The 17,821-nt window shown below is 29.6% G+C and carries 12 protein-coding genes and 2 tRNA genes; 8 read left to right on the top strand and 6 right to left on the bottom strand.

Annotated features, from left to right (window positions below):
- Positions 1 to 85: 85 nt before the first annotated feature.
- A complete protein-coding gene (gene dnaB / locus CONE_RS01855) occupies positions 86 to 1,447 on the top strand; it encodes a replicative DNA helicase (RefSeq protein ID WP_015397051.1) in 1,362 nt (453 codons plus the stop codon).
- Between the two features lie 4 nt (positions 1,448 to 1,451).
- On the opposite strand, the gene pdxA is transcribed toward dnaB, so the two are convergent.
- Together pdxA and CONE_RS01845 are read right to left on the bottom strand one after the other, a co-directional pair.
- A complete protein-coding gene (gene pdxA, locus CONE_RS01850; RefSeq protein WP_015397050.1) occupies positions 1,452 to 2,444 on the bottom strand; it encodes a 4-hydroxythreonine-4-phosphate dehydrogenase PdxA in 993 nt (330 codons plus the stop codon).
- A 441-nt stretch (positions 2,445 to 2,885) separates the two neighbouring features.
- Positions 2,886 to 3,290, bottom strand: a complete 405-nt coding sequence (locus CONE_RS01845) for an Mth938-like domain-containing protein (RefSeq protein WP_015397049.1) — start codon at positions 3,288 to 3,290, stop codon at positions 2,886 to 2,888.
- Between the two features lie 335 nt (positions 3,291 to 3,625).
- Between CONE_RS01845 and CONE_RS01840 the strand changes: the two genes are divergently transcribed.
- Positions 3,626 to 4,933, top strand: a complete 1,308-nt coding sequence (locus CONE_RS01840; protein ID WP_015397048.1) for a homoserine dehydrogenase — start codon at positions 3,626 to 3,628, stop codon at positions 4,931 to 4,933.
- 31 nt (positions 4,934 to 4,964) lie between these two features.
- Here the strand turns inward: CONE_RS01840 and CONE_RS01835 are convergent, their stop codons facing one another.
- Positions 4,965 to 5,978, bottom strand: a complete 1,014-nt coding sequence (locus CONE_RS01835) for a class 1 fructose-bisphosphatase (RefSeq protein WP_015397047.1) — start codon at positions 5,976 to 5,978, stop codon at positions 4,965 to 4,967.
- 10 nt (positions 5,979 to 5,988) lie between these two features.
- Positions 5,989 to 8,697 (bottom strand): aminopeptidase N, encoded by a 2,709-nt coding sequence (gene pepN, locus CONE_RS01830; protein WP_015397046.1) that lies wholly within the window; start codon positions 8,695 to 8,697, stop codon positions 5,989 to 5,991.
- Between the two features lie 243 nt (positions 8,698 to 8,940).
- Between pepN and tldD the strand changes: the two genes are divergently transcribed.
- The 4 genes from tldD (at position 8,941) to purB (ending at position 14,331) form a co-directional block, all read left to right on the top strand.
- Positions 8,941 to 10,401 (top strand): metalloprotease TldD, encoded by a 1,461-nt coding sequence (gene tldD, locus CONE_RS01825; protein WP_015397045.1) that lies wholly within the window; start codon positions 8,941 to 8,943, stop codon positions 10,399 to 10,401.
- 99 nt (positions 10,402 to 10,500) lie between these two features.
- Positions 10,501 to 11,574, top strand: a complete 1,074-nt coding sequence (locus tag CONE_RS01820; protein ID WP_015397044.1) for a 3-deoxy-7-phosphoheptulonate synthase — start codon at positions 10,501 to 10,503, stop codon at positions 11,572 to 11,574.
- Between the two features lie 141 nt (positions 11,575 to 11,715).
- Positions 11,716 to 12,861, top strand: coding sequence for a tRNA 2-thiouridine(34) synthase MnmA (gene mnmA, locus CONE_RS01815; RefSeq protein ID WP_015397043.1), 1,146 nt, complete (start codon positions 11,716 to 11,718; stop codon positions 12,859 to 12,861).
- 75 nt (positions 12,862 to 12,936) lie between these two features.
- A complete protein-coding gene (gene purB / locus CONE_RS01810; protein WP_015397042.1) occupies positions 12,937 to 14,331 on the top strand; it encodes an adenylosuccinate lyase in 1,395 nt (464 codons plus the stop codon).
- A 4-nt stretch (positions 14,332 to 14,335) separates the two neighbouring features.
- Here purB and CONE_RS01805 read toward each other — a convergent pair.
- Both CONE_RS01805 and CONE_RS01800 read right to left on the bottom strand, forming a co-directional pair.
- Positions 14,336 to 14,412, bottom strand: a tRNA-Met gene (locus CONE_RS01805).
- Between the two features lie 101 nt (positions 14,413 to 14,513).
- Positions 14,514 to 14,600 (bottom strand) — tRNA-Leu (locus CONE_RS01800).
- Between the two features lie 69 nt (positions 14,601 to 14,669).
- Here CONE_RS01800 and rnr point away from each other — a divergent pair.
- Positions 14,670 to 16,913 carry a ribonuclease R gene (rnr, locus tag CONE_RS01795; protein ID WP_015397041.1) on the top strand — a complete coding sequence of 748 codons (2,244 nt, stop codon included), beginning with the start codon at positions 14,670 to 14,672 and terminating at the stop codon, positions 16,911 to 16,913.
- Between the two features lie 71 nt (positions 16,914 to 16,984).
- Positions 16,985 to 17,731 (top strand): 23S rRNA (guanosine(2251)-2'-O)-methyltransferase RlmB, encoded by a 747-nt coding sequence (gene rlmB, locus CONE_RS01790; protein WP_015397040.1) that lies wholly within the window; start codon positions 16,985 to 16,987, stop codon positions 17,729 to 17,731.
- The last annotated feature ends 90 nt before the right edge of the window (positions 17,732 to 17,821 follow it).

Below are 17,821 nucleotides of genomic sequence, written 5' to 3'. Positions count from 1 at the left end.
GATAATTCTTGATTGCTCTCATAATCTAAAGTGCTGTTATAATTGTTGTGTAAACTAAAATAGTGCTTGTATTGTTCAATAAAATATGACTATTAACGATAATAAATTAGACTATTTGCGAACACCACCAAATTCTATTGAAGCAGAACAATCCGTGCTTGGTGGTCTATTGATCGATAATAGCACTTGGGATAAAATAAGTGGCGTTATAACCGCTGAAGATTTTTATAGACACGAGCACCGTACTATATGGAAACATATTGATTCTTTAATAAATCTAGATAGACCAGCAGATGTAATTACTGTAAATGATTCTATAGTAAATTCTGGAAAAACAAATGATATCGGTGGTATAGAATACCTGAATTCTTTGGCACACAATACTCCATCAGCGGCTAACATAACAAGATATGCCGAAATAGTTCGTGAGCGTTCAATTTTGAGGAAATTAGTAGCTATCTCTGATGAGATTTCAGAAATAGCTTTAAATCCAAAAGGTAAAGAAGCAAGGCAGATATTAGATGAAGCTGAGGCCAAAGTTTTTAAAATTGCGCAGGATAAATCTTCTAACTCTGCTGGTTTTCAAGAAATACAACCATTGCTAGCTCAAGTGGTAGAAAGAATTGATGAGTTATATCATAGAGAAGGTGATACTGATATAACAGGCGTTCCAACTGGATTCATAGATTTAGATAAAATGACATCGGGTTTACAACCGGGAGAATTAATAATTGTTGCTGGTAGACCATCTATGGGCAAAACAGCTTTTTCTATGAATATAGGAGAATACGTTGCCATTGAACATGGTCTTCCAGTCGCCGTTTTTTCCATGGAAATGGGAGCTTCTCAACTTGCAATGAGAATGTTAGGCTCTATAAGTAAAGTTGATCAACATAAGATGCGTACCGGTAAATTATCAGAAGAAGATTGGCCCAAAATTACAGATGCTATTCAAGCAATGCAGGATATTCAATTGTATATAGATGAGACTCCAGCATTAAATGTAATTGAGGTTAAAGCCAAGACAAGGAGATTATCTAGACAATGCGGTCAATTGGGATTAATAATCATAGATTATATGCAGCTAATGTCTGGAAGCGGAGAAGAAAATAGAGCTACAGAAATTTCTGAAATTAGTAGATCATTGAAAAGTTTAGCTAAAGAACTCAATTGTCCGTTGATAGCTTTATCACAGTTGAACCGTAGTTTAGAACAGCGTCAGAACAAGCGACCAGTTATGAGCGATCTTAGAGAGTCAGGTGCTATAGAACAAGATGCTGATCTTATATTGTTTATATACAGGGATGAATTCTATAATCAAGACTCTCAGGAAAAAGGAATAGCCGAAATAATAATAGGTAAACAAAGAAACGGTCCTGTAGGAACAGTGAAGCTTACATTCCAAGGTCATACAACTAGATTTTTGAATTATGCAAGTAGTATATGAATTATTAAATTTTGCAATTAAATTTAGAAATCATCTTTATTGCTGAAACTAAAGAATCATCATTGGCTTTATTCTTCCATGATATATCAAAAGCTGTTCCATGATCAACACTTGTTCTAAGAAATGGTAGTCCTATTGTAACATTCACACCATGATCAATACCTAAATATTTTATAGGGATTAGTCCTTGATCATGATATTGAGCTACTACCATATCAAATTTACCTAATCTAGCCATCATAAAAATAGTATCTCCAGGCAATGGTCCAGAAAGAAGTATCCCTTCATTACGAGCTATCTCGATAGCTGGTTTTATAATATCTATTTCTTCTGTCCCAATTATACCATTCTCACCTGCATGAGGATTAAGACCAGCAACTGCAATGTGCGGATTCTCTATACTCATCATATTACAAGCTTTATATGCTAATCTTATAGTATCTATTTCTTTTTCTATAGTAATAATATTAGGGATATCTACTATAGGTACATGTATGGTAACTAACATAACTTTAATCAGATCATTTATCATTAGCATTGCATATTTTTTTGTATTTGTTAGCTCTGCTAATATTTCAGTATGTCCTGGATATTTAATACCAGCTTTAAACAATGCTTCTTTGCTTAATGGTGATGTAACTATAGAATTTATTTTCTTGTTAATTGCGTCTTTTACTGCAGTTTCAACATACATATAAGAATGATAACCAGCTATAGAACTAACTGTTCCTGGTCGAAAATATTTTATATTCATCTCATTACAACAGTTTACGACGTACAAGGAATCATTATCAAATGATATACTTTCTATGTCATTAGAGTTTATTGTTATTATATTTATATCGTGTCCTAACAGCTTTGAGGCCTTAGATAATACGAACTTATCACCATAAACAACACAAGACTTTAAATATTTTTTTAGATATGCCTTGATTATAATTTCAGGGCCTATCCCAAAAGGATCTCCCATGGTAATACCAATCGGTAAATTATTCATAACTGCGCTTTATAATAAATTAAATATAAATTTCAAGATTCACTTTATCTAAAGAACTTCAAATGTCTTGAATATGATGATTAATTTTTACAGATATCTATCTTTAAACAATAAAGCCTTCTTTATTTGTTTAAAAGTTTAATCTATCTAGAAATTTTATCATATATATTTTTTCATAATTGCGTTATATAAATGAAATAGGATTTCATCCTTATATGGAATTAAAGTTAAATGTATTCAAATTTTATGCATATATTGATTACTAGATTTAATAAAATTTCTAGATATAATACAAATTAATATGTTTTTAATGAATCAATTGCTGAATATTTATATTTTATTTTGTACGTTCTGCATAATTGTATTTTTAATTTCATGATGCTCTTATCTCTTATAGATTCAAAAACAAAATCTAATTTTTTAAAATTAATGCATATTATTTTAATCTCCAAGTATTAATGCGATTAATACTTGTCTGTCTTGCATTAGCATGGCGTTATATGTATATACTGCTGATTGTGTTTTCATTATTTCAATGCCTATGCCAATATTTGATACAATATTTGTTATATTATTAATTGTTTCACCATTATATTTATTACCAGCTCCTATCAATATGAATTCTATGGGTTTTTTTGAATTATCTGGATATCCGATGGATTCAAGCATATAAAGTAGAATTTTATAATTTATATTATGTACATCTAATATATCCCATTTCAATATTTTGCCGTTTTTACTAAATAAAATATTATCTGTATAGATGATCCCATTAATACTTATAGATCCTTCTTTATACGAATTTATAACATTATTTGATGTGTTATTTTCATAATGCAATTTCAAGAGTATTTCCTATAAAAAGTTAAAATACTAATACTTATATGTTTCTCATGATATTATAAATACGTGGATAATATTTCAAAAATGCATAAACTGAAAACATATTAAAATTGATCTCACATTCAAAAGATATAATTTCCGTGGACAAGTATTGTACGCTCATTCTTACTAAAGATTAAAATAAAATTGTATAAATTTTCACTTATAATAAAGGTAAAATTAATAATTAAATAAATAGAATATAGATATTTATAGATTTTTAATCATGTTTTTTCTGATATTCATATTATTTATCATATGTTGCCTTGGAATATTTTATTAAAGGATAGGTATATTAAATGAACTCTGTTAAAGTTGGTCTACTTGGTATGGGTGTTGTTGGTAGTGGCACATGGACTGTTTTAGAGCGAAATGCAAAAGAAATAGCTCGTCGTGCTGGTAGCATTATAGAGATAACTAAAATTGCTGCACTAAATGTTGAACATGCTCAATCTTTAGTCAATAGCAAAGTAAAAATAACTAAAGATGCTTATGAGGTAATAAAAGATCCAGATATAGATATAGTTGTAGAGTTAATTGGTGGTGACAAAATAGCCTTAGATCTAGTTATGGCTGCAATTGCTAATGGAAAACATGTTGTGACTGCTAATAAAGCTCTCTTAGCTAAGCATGGCAATAAGGTTTTTGCTAAAGCATCCGAGCACGGTGTAATGGTTGCTTTTGAAGCAGCTGTAGCAGGTGGAATTCCTATAGTAAAATCAATAAGAGAAGGCCTAACAGCTAATCGTATTGAGTTTGTTGTTGGTATTATAAATGGCACAACAAATTTTATTTTATCAGAAATGCGTTCTACAGGATTACCTTTTAATGACGTTTTAAAACAAGCACAAGAACTTGGGTATGCTGAATCTGACCCAACATTTGATATTGAAGGGGTTGATGCTGCTCATAAATTAACATTACTAGCATCTCTAGCTTTTGGTGTTCCAATACAATTTGAGAAATCGTATATAGAAGGTATTTCCAACTTATCTTCAGATGATATAGTTCATGCAGAAAGACTGGGATATCGGATAAAATTACTAGCTATCACAAAACGTAAGGCTGAAGGTATAGAGCTGAGAGTTCACCCAGCACTTATTCCTTCAGGATGTTTATTGTCTAACGTAGAAGGTGCTATGAATGCAGTATTAGTAAAAGGTGATGCTGTTGGTCCAACTTTATACTATGGTCAAGGTGCTGGTGGAGAACCAACTGCCTCTGCAGTAATTGCTGATCTAATCGATATCACAAGACTACATACTGCTGATCCTGAGAATAGAGTTCCACATCTAGCATTTCAACCCGAATCATTATGCAATATACCTATACTACCAATTGAAATGGTATCTACCTCATATTATTTACGCATGAGAGTTAAAGATAGACCAGGGGTATTGGCAGATATATCTAAAATATTATCAGATCTCAATATATCTATTGGGTCTATGATACAACAATGTTCAGATACAGAAAACGAAGCAGATATTATATTTATAACACACGATTCTATTGAAAAAAACATAAACATATCTATAAAGAAAATTGAATCTTTAGAATTTATGTGTTCTAAAATCACTCGTATAAGAATAGAAAATATCAGTTAGTAAAATATAAACACCTACTTGTGTTTTATATTTAGTAGGTGTTTATATAAGATCTTAATAATATATTTACTTCATCACTAGAACCTAATATTACACTGGTACGTTGGTGTAATTTTTCTGGAATGATTTCTAAAATTCTTTTATTTCCGTTGGAGGCAATTCCTCCTGCTTGTTCAACCAAAAAAGCCATAGGATTTGCTTCATACATAAGTCTAAGTTTTCCAGGAATACTAGGATTTCTAGAATCCCATGGATATAGAAAAATTCCACCTCTAGTCATGATTCTATGGACATCAGCAACCATTGATCCAGTCCACCTCATGTTATAGTTTTTGCGTAAAGGACCATCAGTTCCAATTAGACAATCTTGCACATAGTTATATATGTTTTCGTCCCAATGCCTTGAGTTAGATGAATTTATAGAAAATTCATTTGTGCAATTAGGTATATTCATGAGTTTATTATCAAGAATCCATTCGTTTATATTTTTATCTAGAGTAAAACTATGTACACCTTTGCCTAAAGAAATAACAATACTGGTCTGAGGCCCATATATTGCATAACCTGCTGCTATCTGATTTATACCTGGTTGTAAAAAATCATTAATAATTATTTCTTTGTTATTATTAATTTTTCTATTAATTCTCAATATGGAAAATATTGTTCCTACAGAAATATTGACATCTATATTAGAAGATCCATCTAAAGGATCGAACAGTAGTAAATAATCACCAGTTTTATAGTCATCTGGTATTCTATAAAAATCTTCCATTTCTTCCGAGGCTAGGCCAGCAAGACTACCTATACAATTATTTTCATCTACAATAATATCATTAGCTATAACATCTAATTTTGCTTGCATTTCTCCTTGAACATTTATCTTGTTATATTTTCCGAATATATTATTCAAATTTCCTTTGTCTAATAGATTACTAATTTTCCGACAAGATACTGCAATATTTTTTATCAAACCAGATAACTGGGAGTCATTCATTAACGATGTATATTCTTTATATAAGAATTCTAGCAAAAAATTATTATTCAAATCTATCTCCTTATTTTATTGTTAAAGATTTTTCAACTATTTCAAGAACATTTCTAGAAATATCTCTTTTATTATAAATCTCTAAGAGAGATGTTTGTGCTTTATCTTTTAGATTAGGAATTAAACTTGACCAATTATCTAAAACACGAACTAAGCTAGATGATAATTCTTGATTTAAAGAATCAAGTACTATCACTTGTTCTGACCAAAAATTATATCCTGATCCATCTGCATTATGCATTCCTCTTGCATTATTTATACAAAACTGAAATATCAAAGAACGGACTCTATTTGGATTTTTAAATGTAAAATATTTGTTACTCATAAGTTCTTTTATATCATTTAAATTTTTCTTTCTAGAAGCTGCTTGGACCGAAAACCATTTATCCATTACGTAGCTATTTTTATACCATTTATTATAAAAAAAAGATAATAATTCATTAGATATATTTGAATCTCCAAAATCTATAATGTTTGATAACAATTCTATACAATTAGTCATATTTTTAGATTTATAAAAATGTTTTTCAAAAATATTAAACATATCAGAAGTATTACTAGCCATTATATATCTTGCAGATAAATTTTTTAGCATTCTCTTATGATATAAATCTATAGAATACGTATTATCACAATCTTGATTATCAACGAACGTATTTTCCCATAAAGGTAGTAGATATTCACCTATTTTTCTAATCAATAAGTCGCGAGCTATAGCTATAGCAGATGGATTAATTATAGGCAAACGTTCTGCTATCGTTTTTTCGTTTGGAATAGTTAATATTTTTGCTTTATAACCACAATATAGATTCTTATTATTTATAATTTTATTATATATATATATTAAATCACTATTAATCTGTATATCTAATCCACAATTAATTTGATCTAATATACTAAACACCTGAGCTATCGATAATTCTTGAACGGCTTCCCATTTTGCAAAATAGTCATTGTCATGCAAAGCTATAATCTTAAGATCATTATTCTTATATTCGTATTTAACTTTCACTGGTGCTGAAAAATTTCTTAACAAAGACAATACAGGCAAATCAGATATTTCTTCAAAAATCCATTTTTGTTTTTTTTGAAAAAATTTCAGAGTGATAGTTTCACCATCTATAGATAGATTTTTATCTTTAGAAAAAATTTTATATGGATTACCATTTTTATCAAGTATAGAAATAGAAAATGGTATGAAAAACGGTTCTTTTTCTTTATTTTCTTCTTTTTCAGAGCCCACATTGTTACAATATTGTGATAAAGTTATAGTACAAGATTTTGATTCATGTTTATAGTCCATCTTTACTATTACAGTAGGTGTTCCAGCTTGGGTGTACCAGTTCTTAAAATTTTTAAAATTAGTACTATTATGATTCTTTGAGTAGTATATTGATTCAACTATATTAATAAAATCCTCACACGTCACTGCCATACCATCATACAATTGGAAATATTTATCCATTGCTGCTCGAAATCCTTCGGTGCCTAATAAATTATGTTGCATCCTTATTATCTCGGCCCCTTTTTCATATATAGTTGGAGTATAAAAATTACTAATTTCTTTATAATTATCTGGTCGAACAGGATGTGCCATGGGACCTGAGTCTTCTGGAAATTGATTTGAGCGTAAATATATAACATCATCTATGCGTTTTATGGCACGAGCGCTAATAGACATATCGCCATTCAAATTTTTAGATACCATATCAGAAGTAAATTCTTGTTCTCGAAAAACAGTTAATCCTTCTTTAAGGCTGAGCTGAAACCAGTCTCTACAAGTAACTCTATTTCCGGTCCAATTATGAAAATATTCATGAGCAATAGTTGATTCTATATTGTTGTAATCATAGTCTGTTGATGTTTCATGACTTGATAAGATATATGATGAGTTAAATATATTTAATCCTTTATTTTCCATTGCTCCCATATTAAAATCACGTACAGCTACCAACATAAATCTATCGAGGTCCAATTCAAGGTTATATTTTTTCTCATCCCATCTAATAGCATTTATTAATGATTGCATCGCCCATTCTGTGTAGCAAATTGATTCTTCACTATATATTTGTAATTTAATATTACGGCCGCTTATAGTTTTTATACTTCTTTCTCTAATATTAAAATTACCAACTACCAATGCAAATAGATAACTAGGTTTTGGGAAAGGATCTATCCATTTTGCCTCAGTGATATTATTGCTAATATCTTTTTTATATAATAAATTACCATTTGATAGAAGTATTGAGTATTTTTTGTTAGCCCTTACTGTAACAGTATACCTTGACATAACATCAGGACGATCTGCAAACCAAGTTATTCTTCTGAATCCTTCTGGTTCGCATTGAGTAAAGAAATTACCGTTTGATATATATAATCCGATCATCGAAAAATTTTTATTAGGAAAACATTCGCTAGCTATTTTAATAAATGATTTGCATGGAATTTCTTTGATTATTAATATATTTTCTTTAATAATATATTGACTCTTATTCAGACAAATATCATTAATAGATATACTTAACAATTTTATTTCTTCCCCATATAAAATTATGTTAGTACAATTTTCGAACTCTGCTTTACGTTCTACATACATTGTATTTGTTACTCTAGTCACTTTAAAATCCAGATCGAACTGTAAGTCTATTTGATCTATTAAATATGGATATGGTTTGTAATCTTGTAAATTTGTTTTACAGAATGATCTATGGTTATTCATTTTTAAGCGTTATTATCTCTAATGTTGATATAAGTAATATTTCAAAATTTATTTATTAAATATTTCTTATATTTTTTCATAAATGTTTTTAATAACAATTAAAATTTATTTTATTTTTATCTTATATAATCCACATAATTGTTGAATATCATGATAAAAACACGAGAAAATCACTATAATAATTTTTTATATGATTTTTTAATAACATTCACTATCTAAAATAAAAGGCTATTAAATTTTAATATGAATACAAGTAGCGCCAATGACTCATTAAATATAGCAAAATCTAAATTATTAGAACCATGGAATATAACAGAAAATTTAATTATTAATGCTATCAATGACATAATCACTAAAAATGTTGATTATGCTGATATGTATTTTCAACATTCATCTCAAGAAAGTTGGGGGTTGGAAGAGGGTATAGTAAAGAATGGAAATTTTTCTATAAGTAATGGAGTCGGGATAAGAGCGTTAAGTGGTGAAAAAACTGCCTTTGCATATTCTGACTCTTTATCTTATGAGGATATAATAAATTCAGCAAAAACAGTAAGATCAATTAATAATTCTGGAACAAATAGTTCAAAGATCTATATTCCTCCTTCTAGAGAATATAGATCGAATAGCTTATATGGTAATTGTAGTCCAATGGATAGCATGGAAACTAGTCAAAAAATTTTCTTATTAGAGAAAATAGAAATGATGGCAAGAAGATTGAGTACAAATATATCTCAAGTTATGGCTAGTTTATCATCTGAAAGAGATATAGTAATAATAGCTGGTAGTGACGGACGTTTTATTTCTGATGTAAGGCCACTTGTAAGAGTGTCAATCACAGTGATAGCAGAAAGTAATGGTAGAAGGGAAATAGGTAGATCAGGAGGCGGCGCTCGGGCAGATCTTCTATATTTTTCTGATGAAATTCTAATGGGTTATGTAAAACAAGCTGTTAATGAAGCTCTGATAAACTTAGAAGCTATTTCAGCTCCAGCTGGAGAAATGACAGTAGTTTTAGGTAATGGGTGGCCTGGAATATTATTACATGAGGCTGTAGGACATGGATTAGAAGGAGACTTTAATAGAAAAGGATCAAGTGTATTTTCTGGACGTATAGGAGAAAAAGTTGCATCTAAAGGAGTAACTGTTATAGATGATGGAACTATTCCAAATCGTAGAGGATCACTTAATGTAGATGATGAGGGAAATATAACAAAGAAAAATGTTTTAATTGAAGATGGTGTATTAAAAGGATATATGCAAGATATAATGAACTCTAATCTAATGGGAGTCCTACCAACTGGTAACGGTCGTCGCGAGTCATTTGCTCATATTCCATTGCCAAGAATGACAAACACTTACATGCTTGGTGGAACTAATAATCCAAAAGAAATTATTTCTTCTGTAAAAAAAGGCTTATATGCTGTTAATTTTTCTGGTGGACAAGTTGACATAACGAGTGGAAAATTCGTCTTTTCAGCATCTGAAGCATATATAATAGAAAACGGAAAGATCACTAACCCTGTCAAAGGTGCAACCCTTATAGGTAACGGCCTTGATGTCATGCAACAAATATCTATGATAGGAAATGATTCAGTACTAGATTCTGGAGTTGGTGTTTGCGGCAAAGATGGACAGAATGTTCCTGTTGGTGTTGGTATGCCAACTATTCGTATAGATAAATTAACAGTAGGAGGAACAGTTTAGCTCATAAAAATGTAATTTAATTTTCTAAAGAATTTACTCATGTGCTAAAATTAATAAAGCAAATTTTAAAGTATTATAATTATATCATGGAGCAATATAGTGTCTCATAATACAGATGACCTTCGTATACGCGAAATTAAAGAATTAAATCCTCCCGCTACGGTAATGAAAGAATTAGAATGTACAAAGGAAGCATCAGCAGTAGTACACTTGGCAAGAGATACCATACATAAAATATTGTATGGTATGGATGATAGGTTAATAGTTGTAGTAGGGCCTTGTTCTATACATGATGAAATATCTGCCTTAGATTATGCTAAAAGATTAAACGAAGTTAGAAAAAAACTCAAAAAAGAATTAGAAATAGTTATGAGAGTTTATTTTGAAAAACCTCGTACTACTGTTGGATGGAAGGGTTTAATAAATGATCCAGATTTAGATGATAGCTTCAATATAAATAAAGGCATACGTATAGCAAGAAGACTATTGTTAACAATAAATGGCTTTGGCTTGCCTGCAGGTTGTGAATACTTAGATATGATAACTCCACAATATATAGCAGATCTAGTTTCCTGGGGAGCTATTGGAGCAAGGACTACTGAAAGCCAATCTCACAGGGAATTAGCTTCTGGTCTATCTTGCCCTGTAGGATTTAAGAATGGTACTGACGGTAATATAAAAATAGCAATTGATGCAATAAAAACTGCATCACAACCTCATCATTTTTTGTCAGTAACTAAAGGTGGGCATTCTGCAATAATATCTACAGAGGGTAATGAGAACTGTCATATTATATTAAGAGGAGGCAAGAAGCCTAATTATGATGCCGAAAGCATTCAGAGCTCGTGTGAAGAACTTGGAAGAGCCGGTCTTGCCTCTAAGATCATGATAGATGCAAGCCACTCTAATAGTAATAAAAATCATAATAATCAACCAATAGTAATAGAAAACATATCTGAACAATTAGAGAGTGGAGATTCAAGAATAGTTGGTATTATGATAGAAAGTTTCATAGAATCAGGAAGGCAAGATTTAAGCAATGCTCATGATCTTGTTTATGGCAAAAGTGTTACAGATGCTTGTATTGATTGGGAAACAACAGTTAGTGTATTGGAACGTCTAGCCAAAGCCGTTAAAATTCGTAGGCAAGTTTTAGCTCATGAACATGATTAATGAAATTTAGATATATTACTATTTAGTTTTTTTATGTAAGTAATACTTATTCATTCTAATGTAATTATTTTACTTTTATTTGAAAATAATTTCATTAGGACCATGCTGGGATTTATTATGTTGCAATTATAAGAATAATTTATGAATCAAAATATTGATATGTTTCTTTTAAATAATGCAGATAATATTAATAATAAAAACAAATTAGTAGTAGTTGGAATGTCTGGCGGAGTAGATTCTTCTGTAGCCGCTTGGATACTTAAACAGAATGGCTATAAGGTCATTGGTTTGTTCATGAAAAACTGGGAGGATGAAGAATCATCTAATTGTACATACAAAGATGATTTATTAGATGCTGCAAGCGTTGCTGATAAAATAGGTATAGATTTTGAATACATAAATTTTTCTAAAGAATATAAAGATAAAGTTTTTTCAATTTTTTTGAAAGAGTATTCATTAGGTAGAACTCCAAATCCAGATATATTATGCAACTCAGAAATAAAGTTTCGAGTTTTTCTGGATTACTGCTTGAATCTTGGAGCTCAATATATAGCTACTGGTCATTATGCTCGCATAAGGAAAACAGGATCTAAATATCAACTACTAAAAGCTATAGATTTAAAAAAAGATCAAAGTTATTTCTTATATAGGCTAAATCAAGAACAATTATCTCGTTCTATATTTCCATTAGGAGATATATGCAAAACAAAAGTTCGAGAAATTGCTAAAAAAATAGGACTACATAATTTTAACAAGAAAGATTCTACTGGAATCTGCTTTATAGGCGAAAAATCATTTTCATCATTTTTGGAAAGGTTTATACCAGTCAAAGAAGGAGTTATTCTAACTATTGATGGAAAAAAAATAGGAACCCATAAGGGAGTTCATTTTTACACATTGGGTCAGAGAAAAGGTCTGGGTATAGGGGGAGTGAAAGATTACAGCTCTTATGATGCTTTAGATACAGGTGCTTGGTATGTAGCACGTAAAGATTTAAAAAAAAATATAATCTATGCAGTTAGAAGTAAACATCATCAATTATTAAATACAAGTCGATTACAGGCTGCTAATATCCACTGGATAGACAACTCAATGCCAGCTATAAAGAATAATTTATATCATGCTAAGACAAGGTATAGGCAATTAGATTCAGAGTGCAAATTATTAAATCTTAATGATGATGAATTAGAAATTATGTTTACAGAAAAGCAATGGGCCATAACACCAGGACAGTCAGTTGTAATTTATGATAATGATATTTGTATGGGAGGAGGAATAATTTATTAATTTCCAGCAATATTTTATACAAATACTAATAATAATTTAATGAATTTAAATATTCTAAGATAAGGGGTATGTAACATGAATATTTCAAAACAACTTAATGCAATTTCTCCATTAGATGGAAGATACTCTTTATATGTAGATATTCTTAGACCACTTCTTTCAGAAGCAGCTTTCATGGCACATAGAGTTGAGGTAGAAGTTGCTTGGTTGATCAATTTAGCAGATTCAAATCTTCCTGGTCTAAAATCTTTTTCTGATAAATCTAAAGAAAAATTAAATTATTTGGTAAAAAATTTTTCTTTAGAAGATGCAGAAAAAATAAAATCCATAGAAAAAATTACTAATCATGATGTTAAAGCTGTAGAATATTGGTTGAAAGATAAAATAACTAATTCTGGTAATAAAGAATTAATTGATGCTATTGAATTCATTCATTTTGCTTGTACGTCAGAAGATATTAATAATGTATCTTACGCATTAATGTTATCTAGGACACGTGATAATGTTATATTGCCAATAATAGAAAAACTAACTGATAAAATTGCTAGTATAGCAGAACTTCATAGTTCTCAACCAATGTTATCTAGAACTCATGGGCAACCAGCTAGTCCAACTACTGTTGGTAAAGAATTAGCTAATGTGGTTGTAAGGTTGTATCATGCAATCGAAAAAATAAAAGATGTAACTATATTAGCAAAACTTAACGGAGCAACTGGTAATTATAATGCTCATATAGCGACATATCCAAATATAGATTGGAAACTATTAACTAAAAATATAATATTAAAATTAGGTCTTACTCAAAATACTCATACAACTCAAATAGAACCACACGATTGGATAGCAGAACTATTTGATTCAATATCTCGTGTAAATACAATAATATTAGATTTAGATAGAGATATTTGGGGATATATATCTTTGGGATACTTTAAACAAATACCTAAAGAGGGTGAAATTGGTTCCTCAACAATGCCTCACAAAATAAATCCAATAGATTTCGAGAATTCTGAAGGTAATATAGGAATAGCTAATTCTTTATTAAGGCATATGTCTGATAAATTACCAGTATCTAGATGGCAAAGAGATTTAACAGATTCTACAGTATTGCGTAATATTGGAGTAGCTATAGGTTACTGTATTATTGCTTGGGAAGCATGTCTGCGTGGTTTAAATAAATTATCAATTAATAAAGAATCTATTGATAATGATTTGAATAATTCTTGGGAAGTTCTAGCAGAACCAATACAAACAGTAATGAGAAGGTATGGTATTGAAAAACCATATGAGCAACTTAAAGAATTAACGAGAGGCAAGAAGATCAATAAAGATGATTTATACATTTTCATAACCAATCTAAATATTCCATCAGAAGCAAAAGAATATCTAATATCTCTAGAGCCAAGATCTTATATAGGATTATCTGAGGAACTTGCCTTAAGCTTGAATGAGGTAAAATCAATTAAATAAAAACTGGTGGCGCATCCCTGACTCGAACAGGGGACCTGCGGATTATGATTCCGTCGCTCTAACCGACTGAGCTAATGCGCCACTTTAATGACAGTTAGATTCTAACATAATTATTTGAATGTATAATAACAATTATTACAAATAATCATATTTAAATTGAAAATTTAATATAGACAACTTTATGGTGCCCAGAAGAGGACTTGAACCTCCATGTCACTAAAGACACATGGACCTGAACCATGCGCGTCTACCAATTTCGCCATCTGGGCAAGTTTGCTTGTTAGAGTAAATTATCAAAATAAAACATAAGTTACAAATTATATACGGAAATACTAACATTGGCAAAATTAAAAGACACCAGCAATATTATCAACAAGTCCTTAATACATTCTGATCGCATTTGGGCTGATCCTAATGTTCCAAGTCGTGAAGATATTTTATCTGCTATAAGAAAAAGTGAAATTATTGTTAAATCAGAAATAGCAAGCATTTTTTTTATAAAGAATGACATTACTTTATCTGGCATCGATAAACGTTTACTTGCTATGGAAAAGGATGGTCTGATTACTATAGATGACAATTTAATAAGAGAAAATAAAAGAACCAAATTTATATATGGTCAAATAATATATACGAAATCAGGAAATGGGTTTTTGAAACAAAATATTCATAAAAAAAACAACCTATACCTTTCGCCGAAAGAAATGATGAAAGTATTTCACGGAGATTGGGTAAATGTTAAAAAGAAGGTAAATTCAAGAACAAAAAAACATGAATATATTATAGTTGAGGTTGTAAAAAGATCTACAAATAAATTATTGGGGAAAATCTCAATAGAAGAAGGTGTATATCTATGCATTCCTATAAATAATATTAATAAAAAAATCATATTAACTAATGCTAGTGATTATAATTTAAAAAATGATTATATAGCTTATGTACAGATAACTAGACAGCCATCACAACAACTTCAACCATTGGGTGTCGTAACATTATTGATTGGAGATATACATGACAATCAAATAGAAAACAAAATAGCTATAGAAAATTTTAATATACCTAGTTCTTTTTCTAAAGAAGCTATAGATCAATCTGAATTGGCTTTTAGCGATGTAACAGAACATGATATAAAAACTAGAACTGATTTGCGTAATCTGCCCTTTATAACAATAGATGACGATAATGCCAGAGACTTTGATGATGCTATTTATTGCGAAGAAATACAAATTAAAGATGGTGATAGAACAAAATCTTCATATAGATTATTAGTTGCAATCGCTGATGTAAGTCATTATGTCAAAAAAGATAGCGTATTAGATAAAACTGCTTTAGAGAGAGGTACCAGTATTTATTTTTCAAATGAAGTTATACCGATGTTGCCTGAAAAATTATCTAATGATATATGTTCTCTATTGCCTAATAAAGATAGACTAGTTTTGGTATGTGAGTTATTGATTTCATCAAAATTCTCAGATAAGGAAATAAGAAATAATTGCAAATTTTATGAGGCAATTATAAATTCAAAAGAAAGATTAACTTATGATAAGGTCATGGGAGTTATAAATGGTTTGAATATAACACAAGACATATTGGTTAATAAAAATATTAGTAATTTGCGTGAGTTGTTTAATATTTTAATAGAAAAACGTATTAATAGAGGCGCTATTGACTTTAATATAGCAGAAACTCAAATTTTATTTGATAAAAAAGGAAAAATTTCTGATATCTCTCTAAGAAAAAGAAATGATGCTCATAGAATTGTGGAAGAGTGTATGTTACTTGCTAATACGTGTGCGGCTCATTTTATAGAAAAAAATAAATTTGAATGCATTTACAGGATACATGATAAACCATCCAAAGAGAATATAAAAAATTTAAAGATATTTTTAAGTTCTATAGGAATAAATATATCTAATACTTTGAACAAACCAAAGCACTACCAAAATCTACTTAAATTTATATCAAATCATAGCAAATTTAACATATTGCAAACATTGTTACTACAATCACTACAAACTGCTACTTATAGTGTTGATAATATTGGACATTTCGGCCTTTCATTTGAATTATATACTCATTTTACTTCTCCAATAAGGAGATATCCTGATTTAGTTAATCATCGCATTATAAAAAATATACTATCTTCTGATGGTTGTTCTAATTTAAGTAAAATAAAGCATGTTTATACATATGATGATTTAGAAAAGATAGCAGATATCACATCTTGTTATGAAAAAAGAGCTCTCGAAGCATCGAGGTATGCAGATAATTGGCTGAAATGTGTTTTTGCTAAAAAATTTGAAAAAGAATCATTCTATGGTTTAATTTCTGCTGTAGTAAATACAGGTATTTTTGTCAATATAGATTCTATAAAAATAGATGGATTCATACCTATTTTAGAGATAACAAATAAATTTAAGCATAATAAGGGATTAAAATATATCGAATGTGAAATATCTAATAAGCGTTATCAACTAGGTGATAGTATTTTAGTAAAAATAAACAAAATTATTATTGAATCAGGACAAATATTTTTATGTATTGTGAAAGATTATAAAGATAATAATAATTTGATAGCATAACTATTATAACGATAATTGATGTGTTTAAAATTAAACTAATTATTGCTATAAAAATTTTAGGATTTAAATATATGTCTTCCATACAAACTATAATTGGTTTCCATTCAATATTAATGAGATTAAATCAAGATCCTGTTTCTATAAAAACTATATATATAGATAATAAAAGAAAAGATAAAAGAACTGCAGATATTATTAAAAGAGCTGAAGAAAACAAATGTAAACTATGTTACATTGAATCAGATAGACTAGATAATTTGTCTAATGGTATGAGACATCAAGGAATAGTAGCAACTTGTAGCAAATCCAATATAAAAATACTTAATATAGAAGATGTTCTTGACTCTAGTAGTGAAAATACATTGTTACTAATTCTTGATGAAATAACAGACCCACATAATTTAGGATCTTGTTTTCGTTCAGCAAATGCATCAGGGGTTGATGCTATAATATCACCTAGAGATCGTTCAGCAAATGTTACTAATCCAGTGGTAAGCAAAGTTTCTTGTGGTGCATCTGATATAGTACCTTATATACCAGTTACTAATCTTGCGCGAACTATGAGACTACTTAAAGATTATGGAATAACATTAATAGGAACTGACGGCAATGCTAGTAAAAGCATATATGAAATAGATACAAATAAACCAATAGCTTGGGTTGTTGGCTCGGAAGGAAAGGGTATGCGTAGGTTAACAAGAGAAACATGCGATGAAATCGTTAGAATTCCTATGAGCGGTGATGTCATGAGTTTAAATGTAGGGGTTGCAACAGCTATTTGTCTTTATGAAACAGTACGTCAAAGACAATTTACTTGATTATTGTAACAATTTAGCTAAATACATATCAAAAACAACATTTTAAATTTATTTGTACTTGACAGTATTATTATTAACAATGCCTAATAA

Source organism: Candidatus Kinetoplastibacterium oncopeltii TCC290E (genome assembly GCF_000340865.1).
Classification (GTDB): domain Bacteria; phylum Pseudomonadota; class Gammaproteobacteria; order Burkholderiales; family Burkholderiaceae_B; genus Kinetoplastidibacterium; species Kinetoplastidibacterium stringomonadis.
The sequence above is the reverse complement of the archived record's forward strand: the minus strand, read 5'-3'. Positions and strand labels throughout refer to the sequence as shown.

Coding starts and splice junctions, on each gene's coding strand:
- pepN (WP_015397046.1), bottom strand. CDS start 8,697: ATGAATAACCATAGATCATTCTGTAAAACAAATTTACAAGATTACAAA.
- CONE_RS01840 (WP_015397048.1), top strand. CDS start 3,626: ATGAACTCTGTTAAAGTTGGTCTACTTGGTATGGGTGTTGTTGGTAGT.
- mnmA (WP_015397043.1), top strand. CDS start 11,716: ATGAATCAAAATATTGATATGTTTCTTTTAAATAATGCAGATAATATT.
- dnaB (WP_015397051.1), top strand. CDS start 86: ATGACTATTAACGATAATAAATTAGACTATTTGCGAACACCACCAAAT.
- pdxA (WP_015397050.1), bottom strand. CDS start 2,444: ATGAATAATTTACCGATTGGTATTACCATGGGAGATCCTTTTGGGATA.
- purB (WP_015397042.1), top strand. CDS start 12,937: ATGAATATTTCAAAACAACTTAATGCAATTTCTCCATTAGATGGAAGA.
- tldD (WP_015397045.1), top strand. CDS start 8,941: ATGAATACAAGTAGCGCCAATGACTCATTAAATATAGCAAAATCTAAA.
- rlmB (WP_015397040.1), top strand. CDS start 16,985: ATGTCTTCCATACAAACTATAATTGGTTTCCATTCAATATTAATGAGA.